The sequence below is a fragment of the Streptomyces yangpuensis genome (assembly GCF_001005295.1).
Taxonomy (GTDB): domain Bacteria; phylum Actinomycetota; class Actinomycetes; order Streptomycetales; family Streptomycetaceae; genus Streptomyces; species Streptomyces yangpuensis.
Genome location: NZ_LBMK01000002.1, coordinates 1,072,289 through 1,089,846, shown reverse-complemented (window position 1 = coordinate 1,089,846; position 17,558 = coordinate 1,072,289). Strand labels below are relative to the sequence as shown.

The 17,558-nt window shown below is 70.5% G+C and carries 16 protein-coding genes; 7 read left to right on the top strand and 9 right to left on the bottom strand.

The genetic code is table 11. From position 1 onward, the window contains the following. Positions 1–15 precede the first annotated feature (15 nt). The 5 genes from AAT21_RS10305 to AAT21_RS10285 all read right to left on the bottom strand — a co-directional run bounded on the left by AAT21_RS10305 (position 16) and on the right by AAT21_RS10285 (position 5,790). The gene (locus AAT21_RS10305; protein ID WP_046776359.1) at positions 16–822 is read right to left on the bottom strand and encodes an ABC transporter permease; all 807 of its coding nucleotides are present in this window, start codon (positions 820–822) and stop codon (positions 16–18) included. After that, the gene (locus tag AAT21_RS10300; protein ID WP_046776358.1) at positions 822–1,751 is read right to left on the bottom strand and encodes an ABC transporter permease; all 930 of its coding nucleotides are present in this window, start codon (positions 1,749–1,751) and stop codon (positions 822–824) included. Before AAT21_RS10300 ends, AAT21_RS10305 begins: the two co-directional genes overlap by 1 nt. Then, positions 1,748–2,896: an ABC transporter ATP-binding protein gene (locus tag AAT21_RS10295; RefSeq protein ID WP_046776357.1), complete on the bottom strand. Its 1,149-nt coding sequence runs from the start codon at positions 2,894–2,896 to the stop codon at positions 1,748–1,750. Before AAT21_RS10295 ends, AAT21_RS10300 begins: the two co-directional genes overlap by 4 nt. A gap of 81 nt (positions 2,897–2,977) precedes the next feature. Then, on the bottom strand, positions 2,978–4,228 hold the full coding sequence (locus AAT21_RS10290; RefSeq protein WP_046776356.1) for a polyamine ABC transporter substrate-binding protein: 1,251 nt from the start codon (positions 4,226–4,228) through the stop codon (positions 2,978–2,980). Between the two features lie 47 nt (positions 4,229–4,275). Next, on the bottom strand, positions 4,276–5,790 hold the full coding sequence (locus tag AAT21_RS10285; protein ID WP_046776355.1) for a gamma-aminobutyraldehyde dehydrogenase: 1,515 nt from the start codon (positions 5,788–5,790) through the stop codon (positions 4,276–4,278). 194 nt (positions 5,791–5,984) lie between these two features. Between AAT21_RS10285 and AAT21_RS10280 the strand changes: the two genes are divergently transcribed. Both AAT21_RS10280 and AAT21_RS10275 read left to right on the top strand, forming a co-directional pair. Then, entirely contained in the window at positions 5,985–6,572 is a 588-nt protein-coding gene (locus AAT21_RS10280; RefSeq protein ID WP_046776354.1) for an NADAR family protein, read from the top strand. Positions 6,573–7,029: 457 nt separating this feature from the next. Continuing rightward, positions 7,030–8,649, top strand: coding sequence for a TROVE domain-containing protein (locus AAT21_RS10275; RefSeq protein WP_046776353.1), 1,620 nt, complete (start codon positions 7,030–7,032; stop codon positions 8,647–8,649). Here AAT21_RS10275 and AAT21_RS39815 read toward each other — a convergent pair. Then, positions 8,634–9,335, bottom strand: a complete 702-nt coding sequence (locus tag AAT21_RS39815) for a DUF4190 domain-containing protein (protein WP_046776352.1) — start codon at positions 9,333–9,335, stop codon at positions 8,634–8,636. The genes AAT21_RS10275 and AAT21_RS39815 overlap by 16 nt on opposite strands. Positions 9,336–9,442: 107 nt before the next feature. On the opposite strand from AAT21_RS39815, the gene AAT21_RS10265 reads away from it, so the two are divergent. From AAT21_RS10265 to AAT21_RS10245, 5 genes are all read left to right on the top strand, one after another. After that, positions 9,443–10,468 carry an adenosine deaminase gene (locus tag AAT21_RS10265; protein WP_046776351.1) on the top strand — a complete coding sequence of 342 codons (1,026 nt, stop codon included), beginning with the start codon at positions 9,443–9,445 and terminating at the stop codon, positions 10,466–10,468. 21 nt (positions 10,469–10,489) lie between these two features. Beyond that, positions 10,490–11,179 (top strand): glycerophosphodiester phosphodiesterase, encoded by a 690-nt coding sequence (locus tag AAT21_RS10260; RefSeq protein ID WP_046776350.1) that lies wholly within the window; start codon positions 10,490–10,492, stop codon positions 11,177–11,179. Then, positions 11,176–12,228: a sensor histidine kinase gene (locus AAT21_RS10255; protein WP_046776349.1), complete on the top strand. Its 1,053-nt coding sequence runs from the start codon at positions 11,176–11,178 to the stop codon at positions 12,226–12,228. The genes AAT21_RS10260 and AAT21_RS10255 overlap by 4 nt, the downstream gene beginning before the upstream one ends. Then, complete coding sequence (locus AAT21_RS10250; protein WP_046776348.1) at positions 12,225–12,896, top strand: response regulator; 672 nt, start codon at positions 12,225–12,227, stop codon at positions 12,894–12,896. The genes AAT21_RS10255 and AAT21_RS10250 overlap by 4 nt, the downstream gene beginning before the upstream one ends. A gap of 148 nt (positions 12,897–13,044) precedes the next feature. Next, positions 13,045–14,238, top strand: a complete 1,194-nt coding sequence (locus AAT21_RS10245) for a serine hydrolase domain-containing protein (protein ID WP_046776347.1) — start codon at positions 13,045–13,047, stop codon at positions 14,236–14,238. Here AAT21_RS10245 and AAT21_RS10240 read toward each other — a convergent pair. The 3 genes from AAT21_RS10240 to AAT21_RS10230 form a co-directional block, all read right to left on the bottom strand. Next, the gene (locus AAT21_RS10240; protein WP_046776346.1) at positions 14,228–14,701 is read right to left on the bottom strand and encodes a hypothetical protein; all 474 of its coding nucleotides are present in this window, start codon (positions 14,699–14,701) and stop codon (positions 14,228–14,230) included. The two genes, AAT21_RS10245 and AAT21_RS10240, sit on opposite strands and share 11 nt — an antisense overlap. A 77-nt stretch (positions 14,702–14,778) precedes the next feature. Next, positions 14,779–15,957 carry a polyamine ABC transporter substrate-binding protein gene (locus AAT21_RS10235; RefSeq protein WP_046776345.1) on the bottom strand — a complete coding sequence of 393 codons (1,179 nt, stop codon included), beginning with the start codon at positions 15,955–15,957 and terminating at the stop codon, positions 14,779–14,781. Between the two features lie 93 nt (positions 15,958–16,050). After that, positions 16,051–17,490, bottom strand: coding sequence for a gamma-aminobutyraldehyde dehydrogenase (locus AAT21_RS10230; protein ID WP_046776344.1), 1,440 nt, complete (start codon positions 17,488–17,490; stop codon positions 16,051–16,053). Positions 17,491–17,558: the final 68 nt, after the last annotated feature.

The following is a 17,558-nucleotide window of genomic DNA, read 5'->3' as shown; positions in this document are numbered from 1 at the left end:
CGGGAAACTACGGAACTACTTCGGTTGTGCCTTCTTGCGGCGGTTGCCGGCGAACTGGCCGGCGAGGACCACCAGCACCGCGATGACGAACATCGCCGTACCGATGACGTTGATCTGCACGGGCGTACCGCGCTGGGCCGATCCCCACACGAACATGGGGAAGGTGACGGTGTTGCCCGAGTTGAAGTTGGTGATGATGAAGTCGTCGAACGAGAGCGCGAAGGAGAGCAGCGCACCCGCCGCGATACCCGGTGCCGCGATGGGCAGGGTCACCCGTACGAAGGTCTGCACCGGGCCCGCGTAGAGATCCCGGGCGGCCTCCTCCAGCCGCGGGTCCATGGACAGGACGCGGGCCTTGACGGCGGCGACGACGAAGCTGAGGCAGAACATGATGTGGGCGATCAGGATCGTCCAGAAGCCCAGCTGGATGCCCATGTTCAGGAAGAGCGCGAGCAGCGAGGCCGCCATCACGATCTCCGGCATGGCCATGGGCAGGAAGATCAGCGAGTTGACCGCGCCGCGCGCCCTGAACCGGTAGCGCACGAGCGCGAAGGCTATGGCGGTGCCGAGGGCGGTCGCCACGAGCGTGGACCACAGGGCGATCTGGAGGGAGAGCCCGAGGGACCCGCACAGGTCGGCGACGCCGCAGGGGTCCTTCCACGCGTCGAGGGAGAACTCCTGCCAGGCGTAGTTGAAGCGCCCGGAGGGGTTGTTGAAGGAGAAGACGGTGACGACGACGTTCGGCAGGATCATGTACGCGAGCGTGCCGAGGCCGGCGATCACGACCAGGTTGCGCCGCAGCCAGGTGAGGGGTGTGCGCATCAGACCAGGTCCTCCGTCCCCGCTCGGCGGATGTAGATGGTGACCATGATCAGCACGATGGCCATGAGAATGAAGGACAGCGCGGCCGCCGTCGGGTAGTCGAGGATCCGCAGGTACTGCGACTGGATGACGTTGCCGATCATCCGGGTGTCCGTGGAGCCGAGCAGCTCGGCGTTGACGTAGTCGCCGCTCGCCGGGATGAAGGTGAGCAGGGTCCCGGAGACCACACCCGGCATGGAGAGCGGGAAGGTGACCTTCCGGAAGACCGTGGCGGGGCGGGCGTACAGGTCCCCGGCCGCCTCGTGGAGACGGGTGTCGATGCGCTCCAGCGAGGAGTACAGCGGCAGGATCATGAAGGGGAGGAAGTTGTACGTCAGGCCGCAGACGACCGCGAGCGGCGTGGCCAGCACCCGGTCCCCCTCGGTCATGCCGAGCCAGCTGGTGACGTCGAGGAAGCCGACCGCGTTGAGGGCGCCGACCACCGGGCCGCCGTCGGCCAGGATCGTCTTCCAGGCCAGCGTGCGGATCAGGAAGCTGGTGAAGAAAGGCGCGATGACCAGGACCAGGAGCAGGCCCCGCCAGCGGCCCGCCTTGAAGGCGATCAGGTAGGCCAGCGGGTACCCGAGCAGCAGGCACAGCGCGGTGGCGGTGCCGGCGTAGAGCAGGGAGCGCAGGAACTGCGGCAGGTACTCGGTGAAGGCGTCCCAGTAGGTCCGGAAGTGCCAGGTGACCTCGAAGCCCTCTTCGAGGGAACCGGTCTGCACCGATGTGGAGGCCTGGTAGACCATCGGCAGCACGAAGAAGACCAGCAGCCACAGGATGCCGGGCAGCAGCAGCCAGTACGGGACCAGCCGCTTGCGCGTCGACGGCTTGTGGACCGGGGGTCCGGCGGGGGCGGGCGCCTGGGGCGGCGCGGCGGTGGCGGTCACGCGCTCTCCTCGACCGTCTCGATGCCCGCTTCCATGTCCTGGGCCGCGTCGAGTCCGAAGGTGTGCTCCGGGTTCCAGTGCAAGACCACCTCGGCGCCCGGGACCAGGCGGGCGTCGCGCTCGATGTTCTGGACGTAGACCTCCAGCTCGGCGCAGACCGGGCTGTCGACGACGAACTGGGTGGACACCCCGATGAAGGAGGAGGCGGCTATCCGGCCGGTGATCTTGTTACGGCCGGCCGCGATGGCGCTCTCCTCCTCGGCCGGGACGAGGGACACCTTCTCCGGGCGGACACCGACGAGCAGCTTCCCGCCGGCCCGGGGCGTGGTCGAACACCGGGTGGCGGGCAGCCGCAGGGTGGTGCCGGAGGCCGAGACGACGACGTCGGATCCGGCGGACTCCACCGATGCCTCGATGAGGTTGGAGGTGCCGAGGAAGTTGGCGACGAAGGTGGTCCGCGGGTTCTCGTAGAGCTCGGCGGGAGCGCCCAGCTGCTCGACGCGGCCGCCGTTCATCACGGCCACCGTGTCGGCCATGGTCATGGCCTCCTCCTGGTCGTGCGTGACGTGCACGAAGGTGATGCCGACCTCGGTCTGGATCCGCTTGAGCTCCAGCTGCATCTGGCGGCGCAGCTTTAGGTCGAGGGCGCCGAGGGGCTCGTCGAGGAGCAGCACCTGCGGGTGGTTGATCAGGGCTCGGGCGACGGCGACGCGCTGCTGCTGGCCGCCGGAGAGCTGGTGCGGCTTGCGCTGGGCGAACTGGCCGAGCTGGACCATCTCCAGCATCTCGTCGACCTGCTTCTTGACCGACTTGATGCCCCGGCGGCGCAGGCCGAAGGCGATGTTCTCGAAGATGCTCAGGTGCGGGAAGAGCGCGTAGCTCTGGAAGACCGTGTTGACCGGGCGCTTGTACGGCGGCAGGTGGGTGACCTCCCGGTCGCCGAGGTGGACCGTGCCGGTGGAGGGCTCCTCCAGGCCCGCGATCATGCGCAGGGTGGTGGTCTTGCCGCAGCCGGAGGCACCGAGCAGGGCGAAGAAGGAGCCCTGGGGGACGGTGAGGTCCAGCGGGTGCACGGCGGTGAAGGTGCCGTAGTGCTTGCTGATCCCGGAGAGGCGGACGTCGCCGCCTTCGGTCTTGTCAGTCATGGAGAGGTCCCGGGGTTGGGTGGGCGAAGAGGTCAAGGGGGAAGGCCGCCGCGGGGCGGCCGCCGGCGCACCGGGCCGGCGTCAGGCTCCGATGAGCTTGGCGAACTTCTCCTCGTACGCCGTCTCCTCCTCGCTGCTGAGGGAGCGGAAGGCGTGGGACTTGGCGGTCATCGCCTTGTCCGGGACGATCAGGGTGTTCTCCGCGAGCTCGGGATCGATCTTCGCGAGCTCTTCGCCCACGCCCTCGACGGGGCAGACGTAGCTGATGTAGGCGGCGAGCTGCGCGGCGACCGGGAGCTCGTAGTAGTAGTCGATGAGCCGTTCCGCGTTGGCCTTGTGCCGCGCCTTGGCGGGCACCAGCAGGTTGTCGCTGGAGGTGATGTAGCCGGCTGCGGGGATGGCGAACTTGATGTCCGGGTTGTCGGCCTGGAGCTGGATGACGTCGCCCGCCCAGGCGAGGCAGGCGGCGAGGTCGCCCTTGTCGAGGTCCGAGGTGTAGTCGTTGCCCGTGAAGCGCCGGATCTGGTTCTTGTCCACACCCTTCTGGAGCCGGCCGATCGCCTCGTCGAAGTCCGCGTCCGTGAAGGAGGCGGGGTTCTTGCCCTGGTCGAGCATGGTCATGCCGACGCTGTCGCGCATCTCCGTCAGGAAGCCGACCCGGCCCTTGAGAGAGGGGTCGTCGAGCATCTGGGTGACGGAGTCGACCTTCCTGCCCTCCGTCGCCTTCTCGTTGTAGGCGATGACGGTGGATATGCCGGTCCAGGGGTAGCTGTACGCGCGGCCCGGGTCCCAGTCGGGGCTGCGGAACTGCGGGGAGAGGTTGGCGTAGGCGTGCGGCAGGTGCGCGGGGTCGAGCTTCTGGGCCCAGCCCAGGCGGATGATGCGCGCGGCGAGCCAGTCGGTGACGACGATCAGGTCGCGGCCGGTGTCCTGGCCGGCCGCCAGCTGCGGTTTGACCTTGCCGAAGAACTCGACGTTGTCGTTGATGTCCTCGGTGTACTCGACCTTGATTCCGGTCCGCTTGGTGAACTCCTCCAGCGTGGGCCGGGACTTCTCGTCCTCACTGGTGTCCATGTACTCGGTCCAGTTGGAGAAGTTGATCTCCTTCTCCCGGTCCGAGTGGTCGTCGGAGGCCGCGGCCGTGCCGCCCTCCCGCTTGGCGGGAGGGATGCCGCACCCGGCGAGGGTGGACAGGCCTCCGAGGGTGAGCGCTCCGACTCCGGAGGCGCGCAGCAGCGAGCGGCGGGTGAGGGCGCCGCGCCCGCTGGTGAGGCTGCGCCGCATCGCGGCGAGTTGCGCCGCGGAGAGGCGGTCGGGCTCGAACTGCTCCATGCGCTGTGGCCTTTCGGGAGGTGTGCCGCTGGTCAGGCGGTGATCGGCTATCTGTCCCCGAAGATCGTGCGGTGCCAGTCCTTCGCGGCCACCGCGGTGTTGTCGTACATCACGTGCTTGATCTGCGTGTACTCCTCGAAGGAGTAGGCGGACATGTCCTTTCCGAAGCCGCTGGCCTTGTAGCCCCCGTGGGGCATCTCGCTGATGATCGGGATGTGGTCGTTGACCCACACGCAGCCCGCCTTGATCTCACGGGTGGCACGGTTCGCCCGGTAGAGGCCGCGGCTCCAGGCGGAGGCGGCGAGCCCGTACGGGGTGTCGTTGGCCAGCGCGATGCCCTCGTCGTCGCTGTCGAAGGGCAGCACCACGAGGACGGGGCCGAAGATCTCCGACTGGACCACCTCGCTGTCCTGGGCGGCCCCGGTGATGAGGGTGGGCCGGTAGTACGCCCCGTCGGCGAGCTCGCCGCCCGGGATCGCGCCGCCGGTGACGACGGTGGCGTAGCCGCGGGCGCGCTCGACGAAGCCGGCGACGCGGTCGCGCTGGGCGTGCGAGACCAGTGGGCCGAGGTCGGTGCCGGGGGCGAAGGGGTCGCCCAGGCGGACGGTCTCCATCAGCTCGGCGACCCGGGCGACGAAGGCGTCGTGCAGGGGCCGCTGTACGTAGGCGCGGGTCGCGGCGGTGCAGTCCTGGCCGGTGTTGATCAGGGAGGCGGCGACGGCGCCGTGCGCGGCGGCCTCCAGGTCGGCGTCGTCGAAGACGAGGAAGGGGGCCTTGCCGCCGAGCTCCAGGTGCAGGCGCTTCACGGTGGCGGTGGCGATCTCCGCGACCCGCTTGCCGACGGCGGTGGAGCCGGTGAAGGAGGTCATCACCACGTCGGGGTGGCCCACCAGGTGCTCTCCGGCGTCACGGCCGGCACCGGTGACGATGTTGATCACACCGTCGGGCAGGCCCGCCTCCTTGGCCGCCTGCGCGAACATCAGGGAGGTCAGCGGGGTGAGCTCGGCGGGCTTGAGCACGATGGTGTTGCCCGCCGCGATCGCCGGGAGGATCTTCCAGGCGGCCATCTGCAGCGGGTAGTTCCAGGGGGCGATGGAGCCGACGACCCCGATGGCCTCGCGGCGCACGTACGAGGTGTGGTCGCCCGAGTACTCCGCGGCGGCCTGCCCCTGGAGGTGCCGGGCGGCGCCCGCGAAGAAGGCGGTGTTGTCGATGGTGCCCGGTACGTCGAACTCCGTGGACAGCTTGATCGGCTTGCCGCACTGGAGGGATTCGGCGTACGCGAAGTCCTCGGCCTGCTCGGCCAGTACGGCGGCCAGCCGGTGCAGGGCGTCCGAACGCTCCCCGGGGGTGGCACCGGACCAGGCGGGGAAGGCGCGCCGGGCGGCCGCGACGGCCTCGTCGACGTCCGCGGTGCCCGCGAGCTCGTAGGTCAGGACCTCCTCGCCGGTGGCCGGGTCGACCACGGCGTGTGACCGTCCGGAGGTTCCGGCCCGGAGTTGCCCGTCGATGTACTGCGCGCCCTCTGCGAAGCGGTCCTTGACCTGGAAGCGGTTGCCCATCACGCTCTCACGCTCTCCGTAGCTACAGTTCGAGTTACAGCTCGAATTGAGTGCCGATCCTGACAGAGGTGATGCCCTCGGCCAAGTGATTCCGTTGTTGCCTTTTGATTACGCGACGGAATCGGTCGACCATGTGTCGAGGCACGCCGAAAATCCCGTACGAAGTGTCAGTGGCGGGTGTCAGACTCGCGTGCATGGAGATGATCGACGACCTGATCAAGCAGGTCAGCCGCGGTGAGCGGGTGAAGTACCTGCCGTTCTGGGGGCACCGGCCGCAGCCCGACGGCAGGCTCGGGCCGAGCTGCCTGAGCCAGTGGTGGCCCTCCGCCTTCACTGTCGGTGACGTCCGTTATGCGACGGCCGAGCACTGGATGATGGCCGGGAAGGCCCGGCTGTTCGCGGACCCCGAGGCCGAGCGCGCCGCAGTGGCGGCGAAGAGCCCGGCCGAGGCGAAGAAGGTCGGCCGGCTCGTGCGCGGCTTCGACAACGCGACATGGGAGCGGGAGCGCTTCGCCCTGGTCGTGGAGGGCAGCGTGCACAAGTTCGGCTCGGACCCGGCGCTGCGGTCCTACCTGCTGGGCACCGGGGAGCGGGTGCTGGTGGAGGCGAGCCCGATGGACCGGATCTGGGGCATCGGACTGGCGGCCGACGACGAGCGCGCCCTGGACCCGGCGCGCTGGCGCGGGCTGAACCTGCTGGGTTTCGCCCTGATGGAGGCCCGGGAGCGGCTGCGCGAAGGCGGCGAGGCCGCTGACGGCGGGGACGGTCCGGGCCGGGCGTAATTGGCTGGCGGAGCCGGAAGGGCGCCGCCTAACGTGTTCCTCGTCCAGGTGCGAAGGCGAGACCTACTTCGACTCCAGATCGGGTGGCCGCGGGTTCGAGTCCCGTCACCGGCTTCAGGCCGGTGTAGCTCAGTCGGTAGAGCACCATGTGGTTTCGCCGGCCTTGTTCTCTGGACACCTTTTGTCACGCACCTCCCGGTGCGCAGGCTGCGGCTCCTTCTTTTGCAGAGAAACCCAGGCCGCCGCCACCTTGATCTCGGGAGGCGCGTGGAGGATGCCCGGTGCGAAGGCGACGGTTACTTCTTCCCATCAGCGGGTCGCGGGTTCAAGTCCCGCCCGGCTCAGGCCGGTAGCTCAGAAGCTCAGAGCAGCTGACACAAGTCCGCCGCCGACTCCCGATCTCGGACATCCCCCACGCAACGCCTCCCCCGCTTCCATCGAATTCGGGGGGATTCTCATGGCTCGCTTCAACCTGCGCGCGCTCGTCAAGCCCGCGCCCGCCGCGCCCACTTCGCCGGTGCGCTCCACTGCAAGCGCCCGCACCGCCGAGGGCGGCCCGGGCCACCTGCGCGATCCGCGCTCCGAGCTGTTCCTGCTGGCCGTCGCCAACTTCGTGACGCAGCGCACCGCCTACGAGAGCGGCGAGGCGCGCGACGACCGCTTCGCCGCGCTCGTGCGCACCCTCGCGGTCGAGGATCCGGCATGGACGGCCGGCCTGCTGGGCTGGCTGCGCCAGGACGCGAACATGCGCACCGCCTCCCTCGTCGGCGCCGCGGAGTACGTGAAGGCCAGGCTCGACGCGGGCGCCACGGACACCGCGACCGACACCGACGGCCCGTCGAACCGCCGGGTCGTGGACTCCGTGCTGCGGCGCGCGGACGAGCCCGGTGAGCTGCTGGCCTACTGGACGGCCACATACGGGCGGAACGTGCCCAAGCCCGTCAAGCGCGGGATCGCCGACGCCGTGCGCCGGCTCTACTCCGCCGCCTCGCTGCTGAAGTACGACACCGACTCCAGGGCCTACCGCTTCGGTGATGTCCTCAACCTCGTGCACGCCTCCCCCGACCCGGACAGGCCCTGGCAGGGCGAGCTGTTCCGCTACGCCCTGGACCGCAGGCACAACCCGCAGAGCGCGCAGGTCCCCGCGGGCAACCGCACCCTCGCGGCGCACCGGGCGCTGATGGAGCTGCCGGTCTCCGAGCGGCGCGGTGTGGTGCTCGCCCCGGACGGCGCGGAGCGGCTCGCCGCGGCGGGCATGACCTGGGAGGCGCTGGCCGGCTGGCTGCAGGGGCCGCTGGACGCGGCCGCCTGGGAGGCGGTCATCCCGTCCATGGGGGCGATGGCGCTGCTGCGCAACCTGCGCAACTTCGACGAGGCCGGGGTCTCGGACGCGGTGGCCGCGCAGGTCGCGGCGAAGATATCCGACCCGGAGGTCGTCGCCCGGTCCCGGCAGTTCCCCTTCCGCTACCTGGCCGCGTACCGGCACGCGCCCTCGCTGCGCTGGGCGTACCCGCTGGAGCAGGCGCTCGGCCACTCGCTGGCGAACGTACCGGCGCTGCCCGGCCGCACGCTGGTGCTCGTCGACCGCTCCGGTTCGATGTGGTCCCCGCTGTCGGACCGTTCCCGGCTCAACCGGGCCGATGCCGCGGCCGTCTTCGGGGCGGCGCTGGCACTGCGGGCGGAGCGGGCCGACCTCGTGCAGTTCGGCACGACCAGCGAGGCGGTCCCCTGTACCCGGGGCGAGTCCGTGCTGAAGGTGCTCGAACGGTTCGGGGACCTCGGGGGCACCTACACGGCCCAGGCCGTGAAGAAGCACTACCGGGACCACGACCGGGTGCTGATCGTGACGGACGAGCAGGCCGCGTCCTACGGCTACAGCGGGGATCCGGCGGAGCTCGTACCGTCCGAGGTGCCCGTGTACACCTGGAACCTGGCCGGCTACCGGGTGGGGCACGCGCCCTCCGGTACCGCGAACCGGCACACCTTCGGCGGGCTCACGGACGCGGCGTTCCGGATGGTGTCGCTGATCGAGGCCGGCCGGAACGCCGACTGGCCGTGGCTTCAGACCCGTTCGTGAAGCCGTGAGTCCGAATACGGGCTCTCGTGGCGCGGGCGGTCGTCCCCGTCGTCGTCGAGGAACGGGGCGGCGAACATGGCGACCAGCATCAGCAGGCCCAGCGCGATGCCGATCGCGCCCAGGATGATGCCGGCCAGGGCCGCCCCGCCGTTGTCGGCCTCGCCGCGGTTGGCCTTGCCCTTCCCCAGGGCGCCGAAGACGACGGCGCCGATCCCGAGGGCGACCGCTATGAAGCTGGTGACGCAGCCGACCACGGCGAGGATGCCGAGGACGAGCGAGGTGACGCCGAAGCCGTTGCTGGGCCGGCGCCCGTACGGCGGATACGCGCCGGGGAACGGGTACCCCTGCTGGGCGGGGTACCCGGGGTATCCGGGGTATCCGGGGTATCCGGCATCGCCCGGATACCCGTAGCCGGGCTGCGCCGTCGGATAGCCGTACGCCGCAGAGGCCGGTCCGGGTACGGGCGCGGGCGACACGGGAGTGGCGGTGCCCGGCGCGGGCCCTGTCGGGGCGGCGGGAGTCGCCTGGTCGCCCGGCATCCCGGCGAGCGTCGGCTGGTCGTGCACGGACGCCGGACCCGACACGCCCGGCGTGCCGCGCGTCGCCCCCCGCGTTTTGCCCAGGTCCACCGCCGGCCGCTCCGGCGGCGCCCACGGGTCCCGCGGCTCGGAACTGCTGTCGGTCATACGGAGCCCCCCTCTCGTACAGCCATGCTAAGCGCTGCCACCGACAGTCACGGCCGTGCCTACGATGAGGGCGACCCGCCCGCACCCCGTCATCCGGAGGCACCCCCATGACCGACCTGCATCCCTTCATCGCGGGGCTGCCCAAGGCCGAACTCCACGTCCACCACGTCGGCTCCGCCTCCCCGCGCATCGTGGCCGAGCTCGCGGCCCGGCACCCCGACTCCAAGGTCCCCACGGACGCCGAGGCCCTCGCCGACTACTTCACCTTCACGGACTTCGCCCACTTCATCGAGGTCTATCTGTCGGTCGTCGACCTCGTCCGCACCCCCGAGGACGTACGGCTGCTGACCTTCGAGGTCGCCCGTGACATGGCCCGGCAGAACATCCGCTACGCCGAGCTGACCATCACGCCCTACTCCTCCACCCGCCGCGGCATCGACGAGAAGGCCTTCATGGAGGCCATCGAGGACGCCCGCAAGGCCGCCGAGCAGGAACTCGGCGTCATCCTGCGCTGGTGCTTCGACATTCCCGGCGAGGCCGGTCTGGAGGCCGCCGCCGAGACCGCGCGGCTCGCCGTGGACCTGCGCCCCGAGGGCCTGGTCTCCTTCGGCCTGGGCGGACCCGAGATCGGCGTCCCGCGCCCGCAGTTCAAGCCGTACTTCGACGCCGCCCGGGCCGCCGGCCTGCGCAGTGTCCCGCACGCGGGCGAGACCACGGGTCCGGAGACCGTCTGGGACGCCATCCGCGAGCTGGGCGCCGAGCGCATCGGCCACGGCACGAGCTCCGTCCAGGACCCGGAGCTGCTCGCGTACCTCGCCGAGCACCGCATCGCGCTGGAGGTCTGCCCGACCTCGAACATCGCCACCCGCGCGGTGACCGACCTCGACCGGCACCCGGTCAAGGAGATGGTCGCGGCAGGCGTGCTCGTCACCATCAACAGCGACGACCCGCCGATGTTCGGCTCCGACCTCAACAACGAGTACGCGGTGGCCGCCCGCCTCCTCGGCCTCGACGAGCGCGGGCTCGCGCAGCTCGCGAAGAACGCCGTCGAGGCCTCCTTCCTGGATCCGGACGGCAAGGCGAAGCTCAACGCGGAGATCGACACGTACACCGAGCAATGGCTCGCGCGCTGAAGTCCCCCCGAGAATGGGGGCATGCGCACCCTGACAGCCGTCGGCCACCGCGGCGATCCCTACCGTGTCCGTGAGAACACCCTGCCCTCGATCCGCTCCGCCTTCGCCCGCGGGGCGGACGCGGTCGAGGTCGACGTGCGGCTGACCCGTGACGGGGTGCCGGTCCTCCTCCACGACGAGTCGCTGCAGCGGCTGTGGGACCACGACGTGCGGCTCGACGAGATTTCGGCCGCACAGCTGAAGGAGCTGACGCACGGCGCCGTTCCGACGTTGCGGGACGCGCTGATGGAGGCCGGGGACGGCCGGCTGATGCTCGACCTGCCGGGTGCCACGCCGGAGGCGGTCGGCACCGTCGTGGGCCTGGTCCGGGAGTGCGGCGCCCGTGAGCGCACGTTCTACTGTGCGGGACCGGGCTCGATGCTGGCACTCCGCGCGGCCGATCCCGGCGCGGAGATCGCGCTGACCTGGACCACGCTGTCACCGCCCCGGCGAGTCCTGATCGACGCGGTGGCGCCCCGCTGGCTCAACTACCGCTTCGGGCTGGTGAGCCGGGAGCTGGTGGACGCGCTGCACCGGGACGGCCTGCTGGTGTCGGCGTGGACCGCCGACACCAGGCGGACGATGAAGGGGCTCATGGCAGCCGGGGTCGACGCGATCACCACGAACCGGGTGGACGCGCTGACGGCCGTACGGGCCGAGTTCCGCCGGTGATACCCGCGCTGGGCCGTCCGGTCCGGCGGCTGCGCGGGGCCCGTCCGTGGGTCGTGGACCTGGGGCTGACCGTGCTGGTGCAGCTGGCCGTCACGATGCCGTTCGTGCTGCCGCGGGAATCCGGCCTGCCCCCGGTGACCTGGGCCTCGTACGCGGTCACCACGCTGGGAGTGCTGCCGCTGGTGTGGCGCCGGCGCCGGCCCGTGCTGGTCCTGGTGGCGATCCTGCTGATCGGCGGCGTGTACAAGGTGGCGATGGACGGGCCGGGCCAGCCGCTGCCCTACGCCGGGCTGATGGCCTTCTACACGGTCGCGCTGCAGTGTCCCGGCCGGGTGCGGGCCGTGGTCGGCGCGGGATTGGTGGTGGCCGTCGCCGCGTCCGTGGGGCTGGGGACGGGCACGGCCAGGGAGCTGTCCTTCACCCTGTTCTGCGCGGGCGCCGCCTACGCGCTGGGCCGGCTGCAGTTCACCCGGCAGGCCTACACCGCGGCCGTCGAGGACCGGGCGGAGCAGCTGGAGCGGGCCGAGGCGGCCTTCGAGGCGATCTCGGACACCGGCCGGGAGGCGATGGCGCAGCTGCGCACGATGCTGGGGGTGCTCCGCGAGGCGGACGGCCCGGCGCCGCGCGAGCCGCAGCCCGGGGTGGCCGAGCTGCCGGCCCTGCTGGAACGGGTGCGGCGGGGCGGGCCGGAGATCACGTACGAGGAGACGGGCGAGGTCGGGGGGCTGCCGCCGGCGGTGGACACCGCCGCGTACCGCATCGTGCAGGAGGCGCTGACGAACGTGGTGAAGCACGCGCGGGCCCGGCGGGTGGGCGTACGGCTGCACCACGGGGGCGGGGAGCTGGAGATCACCGTGACGGACGACGGGCGGGGACCGGCGGGCGGTGACGGAAGTGGCGGCGGGAGCGGCGGCGGGCACGGGCTGATCGGGATCAGGGAGCGGGCGGCCGCCCACGGCGGGACGGCACGGTGCGGTCCGCGGCGCGACGGCTCCGGGTTCGAGGTGCGGGCGGTGCTTGTAACCTCGCCGCTGGAGGTGGGGAGTTGACGATCCGTGTGGTGGTGGCCGACGACCAGGAGCTGGTGCGCAGCGGGTTCGCGATGATCCTCGATGCCCAGGAGGACATCGAGGTGGTGGCGGAAGCCGGGGACGGTGCGGCGGCGGTCGCGGCCGTGGAGCGGCTGGTCCCGGACGTGGCGCTGCTGGACGTCCGGATGCCGGTGCTGGACGGGATCGAGGCGTGCCGGGCGATCTCGGCGGGCGGTACGTGCCGGACGGTGATGCTGACGACCTTCGACTCGGACGAGTACGTGTACGAGGCGCTGCACGCGGGGGCGAGCGGGTTCCTGCTGAAGGACGTGCGGCGGGACGACCTGGTGCACGCGGTACGGGTGGTGGCTGCGGGCGAGTCCCTGCTGGCGCCCTCGGTGGCGCGCCGGCTGATCGAGGAGTACACGGCGGCGACGGTACGGACGCCCGCGCTTCCCGCGGAGCGGCTGGAGGTGCTGACCGCGCGGGAGCGGGAGACGCTGCTGCACCTGGGGCGGAGGCTGTCGAACGCGGAGATCGCGGCGGCGCTGGTGGTGAGCGGGCACACGGTGAAGTCGCATGTGGGGAACGTGCTGGCCAAGCTGGGGTTGCGGGACCGGATCCAGGCGGTGATCTGCGCGTACGAGACGGGTCTGATCGCGGCGGGCACTCCCTCCGGGGAGTGAGGGGACGGCGTGTCGCCTCCCTCGCACCGGTGAGTTGTCGTACCGGTGAAGACCCCTCTCATTGGTGATCCGCAACCACCCCTGTGAGCAGGAGCATTGAGGTCATCGGGGCGGAGGTCCCCGGGTGATCACAGGGGGAGCACACGTCATGAACGCAAGGATGCGCACACTGGTCGCCGCGGCGCTGGTCGTCGGGATCGCTTCGGGACCGGCCGTCGCCCACGCGGCGTCGCCGCCGGGCTCCGTCTCTTCGGAGTGGATGGCACCGTCGGTTTCGACACCGCCGAACGCGGCGGCGCTGGAGGCGGCGATCGCCGGGCTCGGTCCGCAGCACCGGGACGCGACGGCCGCGCTGGTCCGGGTGGGCGGCACGGCCGGCCGCTGGCAGGGCAGTTCGGGGGTGGCGGACATCCGCACGGGGCGCGATGCCGTCGAGCGGGGCCGGTTCCGGGCGGGATCGGTGACCAAGACGTTCACTGCGGCGGTCGTCCTGCAACTTGCTGCGGAGGGCCGGCTGGATCTCGACGGGCCGGTCCGGCGCCATCTGCCCGGGACCGTCCCCGCCCGCTACGGGGCGGTCACGGTGCGGCAGTTACTGAATCACACCAGCGGCATTCCGGCGGCCGGCGGTCCCGGTGACTCCTTCGAGGCGCAGTGGGAGCACCGGTTCGACGTGACCGATCCGCATGAGCAGATCGCCGACGCGGTCGCGAAGGAGCGGGAGTTCGTGCCCGGCACCGCACAGCACTACCTGAACATCAACTACACGGTGCTCGGAGTGCTGATCGAGAAGGTGACGGGCATGCGGTACGAGGAGGCCGTCGGCGCGCAGATCCTGAAGCCGCTGGGGCTGCACGGGACATCGTTCCCGGGGCGGAACGGGACGAGGATTCATGGCCCGCACAACCGGGGGTACCAGGCGATACCGCAGGCGGACGGCTCGCGCGAGCTGCGTGACGTCACCGAGTGGAACTCGTCGGACCGGTGGGCGGCGGGCGACATCATCTCGACGACCGCGGACCTGGAGCGGTTCACGGTGGCCCTCTTCGGTGGCCGGGTGGTGCCGAAGGACCGGCTGGAGGAGATGTTCACGGTGCCGGACGTGCGGGACCGGGTGAGCGGCAAGCCTGCGGTGATGACGGCGGGCCTGTCCAGGCTGGTCCTGCCGGACGGCACGGTGGCCTGGGGCAAGACGGGTGGGCGGCACGGCTACAACACCGCGATCGGGGCGACCCGGGACCTCTCGCGCACCCTCGTCTACTCGGTGAACGCGACGGATGCCAAGGGCCAGGACATGAACCGGGTGGCCCTCGGCATCGTCATGGCGGCCTTCACGACGTAGCGGCCGCCTCGGTCTCCAGCCGCTTGATCATGCGGCGCAGGATCAGCAGGGGGATCACCCCGAAGACGCCGAACGAGATGTCGATGACGCTCCACCAGAAGGGGATGCCGCGGATGGGGCCGCAGATCAGTGCCAGGGGGATCACTCCGGCGCAGGCGATCATGCCGGCTTCGATGATCCAGATGTTGCGGACGGGGTCGCGGTAGACGCCGTAGAAGAAGACGGCGATCACGAGGTGGGCGAAGGCGAGCCAGTCGGTTCCGTAGAGGAGGAAGGGGTATTCGGCATCGGCCCGGTCCAGCCCGTCGCCCACGCGCCGCAGCCATATGTTGTCGATCAGGGCGTTGGCCCAGCGGAGCTCGCTGACCAGCGGGAAGGCCGTGAGGCCGCTGAGGACCAGGCATACGACGAAGAGGATCAACCAGGCACGGATCCGCCGCTCAAGGGCGCTTCTCTCGCTCATGGAAGGAAGCCTACTCCGATTTCTGAACACGTTCAGCCAATAGATTGAACGCGTTCAGTTCCGTGTCCGGACTGTGATCAGAGGCCGACGATGGCGTTCCACCGCCTGGCGAGGGAGCGCCGCTCGGCCGAGGAGATGTCCCGGGCCACGGCGAGCCGCCGCCGCATGCCGTCGTCGGGGAATATCAGCGGATTCTCGGCGAGTTCGGCGGTCTCCTTGTCCTCGGAGCCCGCCAGGACCTCCCGGGCGGCGGGGACAGGACAGACGTAGTTGACGGAGGCGGCGAGCTGCGCGGCCACCTCCGGGTCGTAGTAGTGGTCGACGAGGGCCTCGGCATTGGCCTTGTGCCGGGCCAGGTTGGGGACGAGCAGGCTCTCGGCCCACAGTTCGCCCCCTTCCTCGGGGACCACGAACTCGATGTCCGGGTTGTCGGCCTGCAGTTGGATGGCGTCCCCGGAGTAGGCCTGGCAGGCGAGGACGTCGCCCTTGCTGAGATCGGAGGTGTAGTCGTTGCCGGTGAAGCGGCGGATGTGCTTCTTCCGCACCAGGCTCTCCACGTGGTCGCACACCCGGTGGAAGTCGGATTCGGTCCAGCGCGTGACGTCGACCCCGTTGCCCTGCATCAGCAGGGCGAAGGATTCGTCGAGCCCGGAGAAGAGCGTGACCCTGCCCGCCAGACCTGGGTGCCACAGGTCCCGGACGGACCTGATCTCCCGGCCCAGAGCCCTGCGGTTGTAGGCGATGCCCGTGATACCGGACTGCCAGGGCACGGTGTGCAGCCGGCCCTCGTCGAAGGCGGGGGAACGCAGCTGCGGGTCGAGGTGACCGGCGACGTTGGGCTGCGCGGAGCGGTCCATCTTCTGCGCCCAGCCCAGACGGACGAAGCGGGCGGCCATCCAGTCGCTGACCACGACCAGGTCGTGGCCGGTCTCCTGGCGGTTCATCAGCGCCGGGCCGACCTTGCCGAAGAACTCGTCGTTGTCGTTGATCTCCTCGGTGTAGCGGACCTCGATGCCGGTCCGCCCGGAGAAGGCCTCCAGGGTCGGGCGGCGCTCCTCGTCCTCCTCGTCGGTGTCGATGTAGAGCGGCCAGTTGGAGAAGGCGACGGTGCGGTCACGGTCCGAGCGGTCGGGGCCCACCCGCCCCTCCTCGGGAACGAAGGCGGGGGGAACGCCGCATCCGGCGAGGGCGGCCGACAGGCCCGCGGCACCGAGTCCGGCGAGCACGGCACGGCGGGAGAAGGCGAGTTGAGGCATGGCCACAGCCTCGGCGAACGCGGAAGGGACGGGCAATAGACATGTTGTCTACTGCCCGCCCCTTCAGGGCCCTGCTGTGATCGATGCGGCCGATCAGCCGTCGAGCGAGGTCATCACGTGCTTGATGCGCGTGTAGTCCTCGAAGCCGTAGGCGGAGAGGTCCTTGCCGTAGCCGGACTTCTTGAAGCCGCCGTGGGGCATCTCGGCGACGAGCGGGATGTGGGTGTTGATCCACACGCAGCCGAAGTCGAGGTTCTTGGACATGCGCATCGCGCGGCCGTGGTCCTTGGTCCAGACGGAGGAGGCGAGGGCGAACTCGACGCCGTTGGCGTACTCCAGGGCCTGGGACTCGTCCGTGAAGGACTGGACGGTGATGACGGGGCCGAAGACCTCGTTCTGGATGATCTCGTCGTCCTGCTTGAGGCCGGAGACCACGGTCGGGGCGTAGAAGTAGCCCTTCTCGCCGACCCGGTGGCCGCCCGCCTCGACCTTGGCGTGGGCGGGAAGCCGCTCGATGAAGCCCGCGACCTGCTGAAGCTGGTTGGGGTTGTTCAGCGGGCCGTACAGCACGTCCTCGTCGTCCGGTGCGCCGGTCTTGGTGTCGGCGGCGGCCTTGGCGAGCGCGGCCACGAACTCGTCGTGGATCGACTCGTGCACCAGCACGCGGGTGGCGGCGGTGCAGTCCTGGCCGGCGTTGAAGTAGCCGGCGACCGCGATGTCCTCGACGGCCTTCGGGATGTCGGCGTCCTCGAAGACGACGACCGGGGCCTTGCCGCCGAGCTCCAGGTGGACGCGCTTGACGTCCTTGGAGGCGCTCTCGGCGACCTGCATGCCCGCGCGCACGGAGCCGGTGATGGAGGCCATCGCCGGGGTCGAGTGCTCGACCATGGCCTTGCCGGTCTCGCGGTCGCCGCAGACGACGTTGAAGACGCCCTTGGGCAGGACCGAGTCGATGATCTCCGCCATCAGGACGGTGGAGGCCGGGGTGGTGTCGGAGGGCTTGAGCACGACGGTGTTGCCCGCCGCGATGGCCGGAGCGAACTTCCACACGGCCATCATCATCGGGTAGTTCCACGGCGCGACCTGGGCGCAGACGCCGACCGGCTCACGGCGGATGATCGAGGTCATCCCGTCCATGTACTCACCGGCCGAGCGGCCCTCGAGCAGACGCGCCGCACCCGCGAAGAAGCGGATCTGGTCCACCATCGGCGGCAGCTCCTCGCTGGCCGTGAGGCCCAGCGGCTTGCCGGTGTTCTCCGACTCCGCGGCGACGAGCTCGTCCGCACGCGCCTCGAAGGCGTCCGCGATCTTCAGCAGCGCCTTCTGGCGCTCGGCGGGGGTGGTGTCGCGCCAGCCCGGGAACGCGGCCGCGGCGGCGGCCATGGCGGCGTCGACATCGGCCTGGCCCGAGAGCGGGGCCGTCGCGTACACCTCGCCGGTGGCCGGGTTGACCACCTCGGTGGTGCGCCCGTCGGCGGCGTCCTTGAACTCCCCGCCGATGTAGTTGCGCAGACGACGCAGTTCGGTGGTCACTACAGCCACACTCCTGATCACATGTCCAACGATTGAGACGAATACCAAGCCTAGCCCCTCGGCAGAGG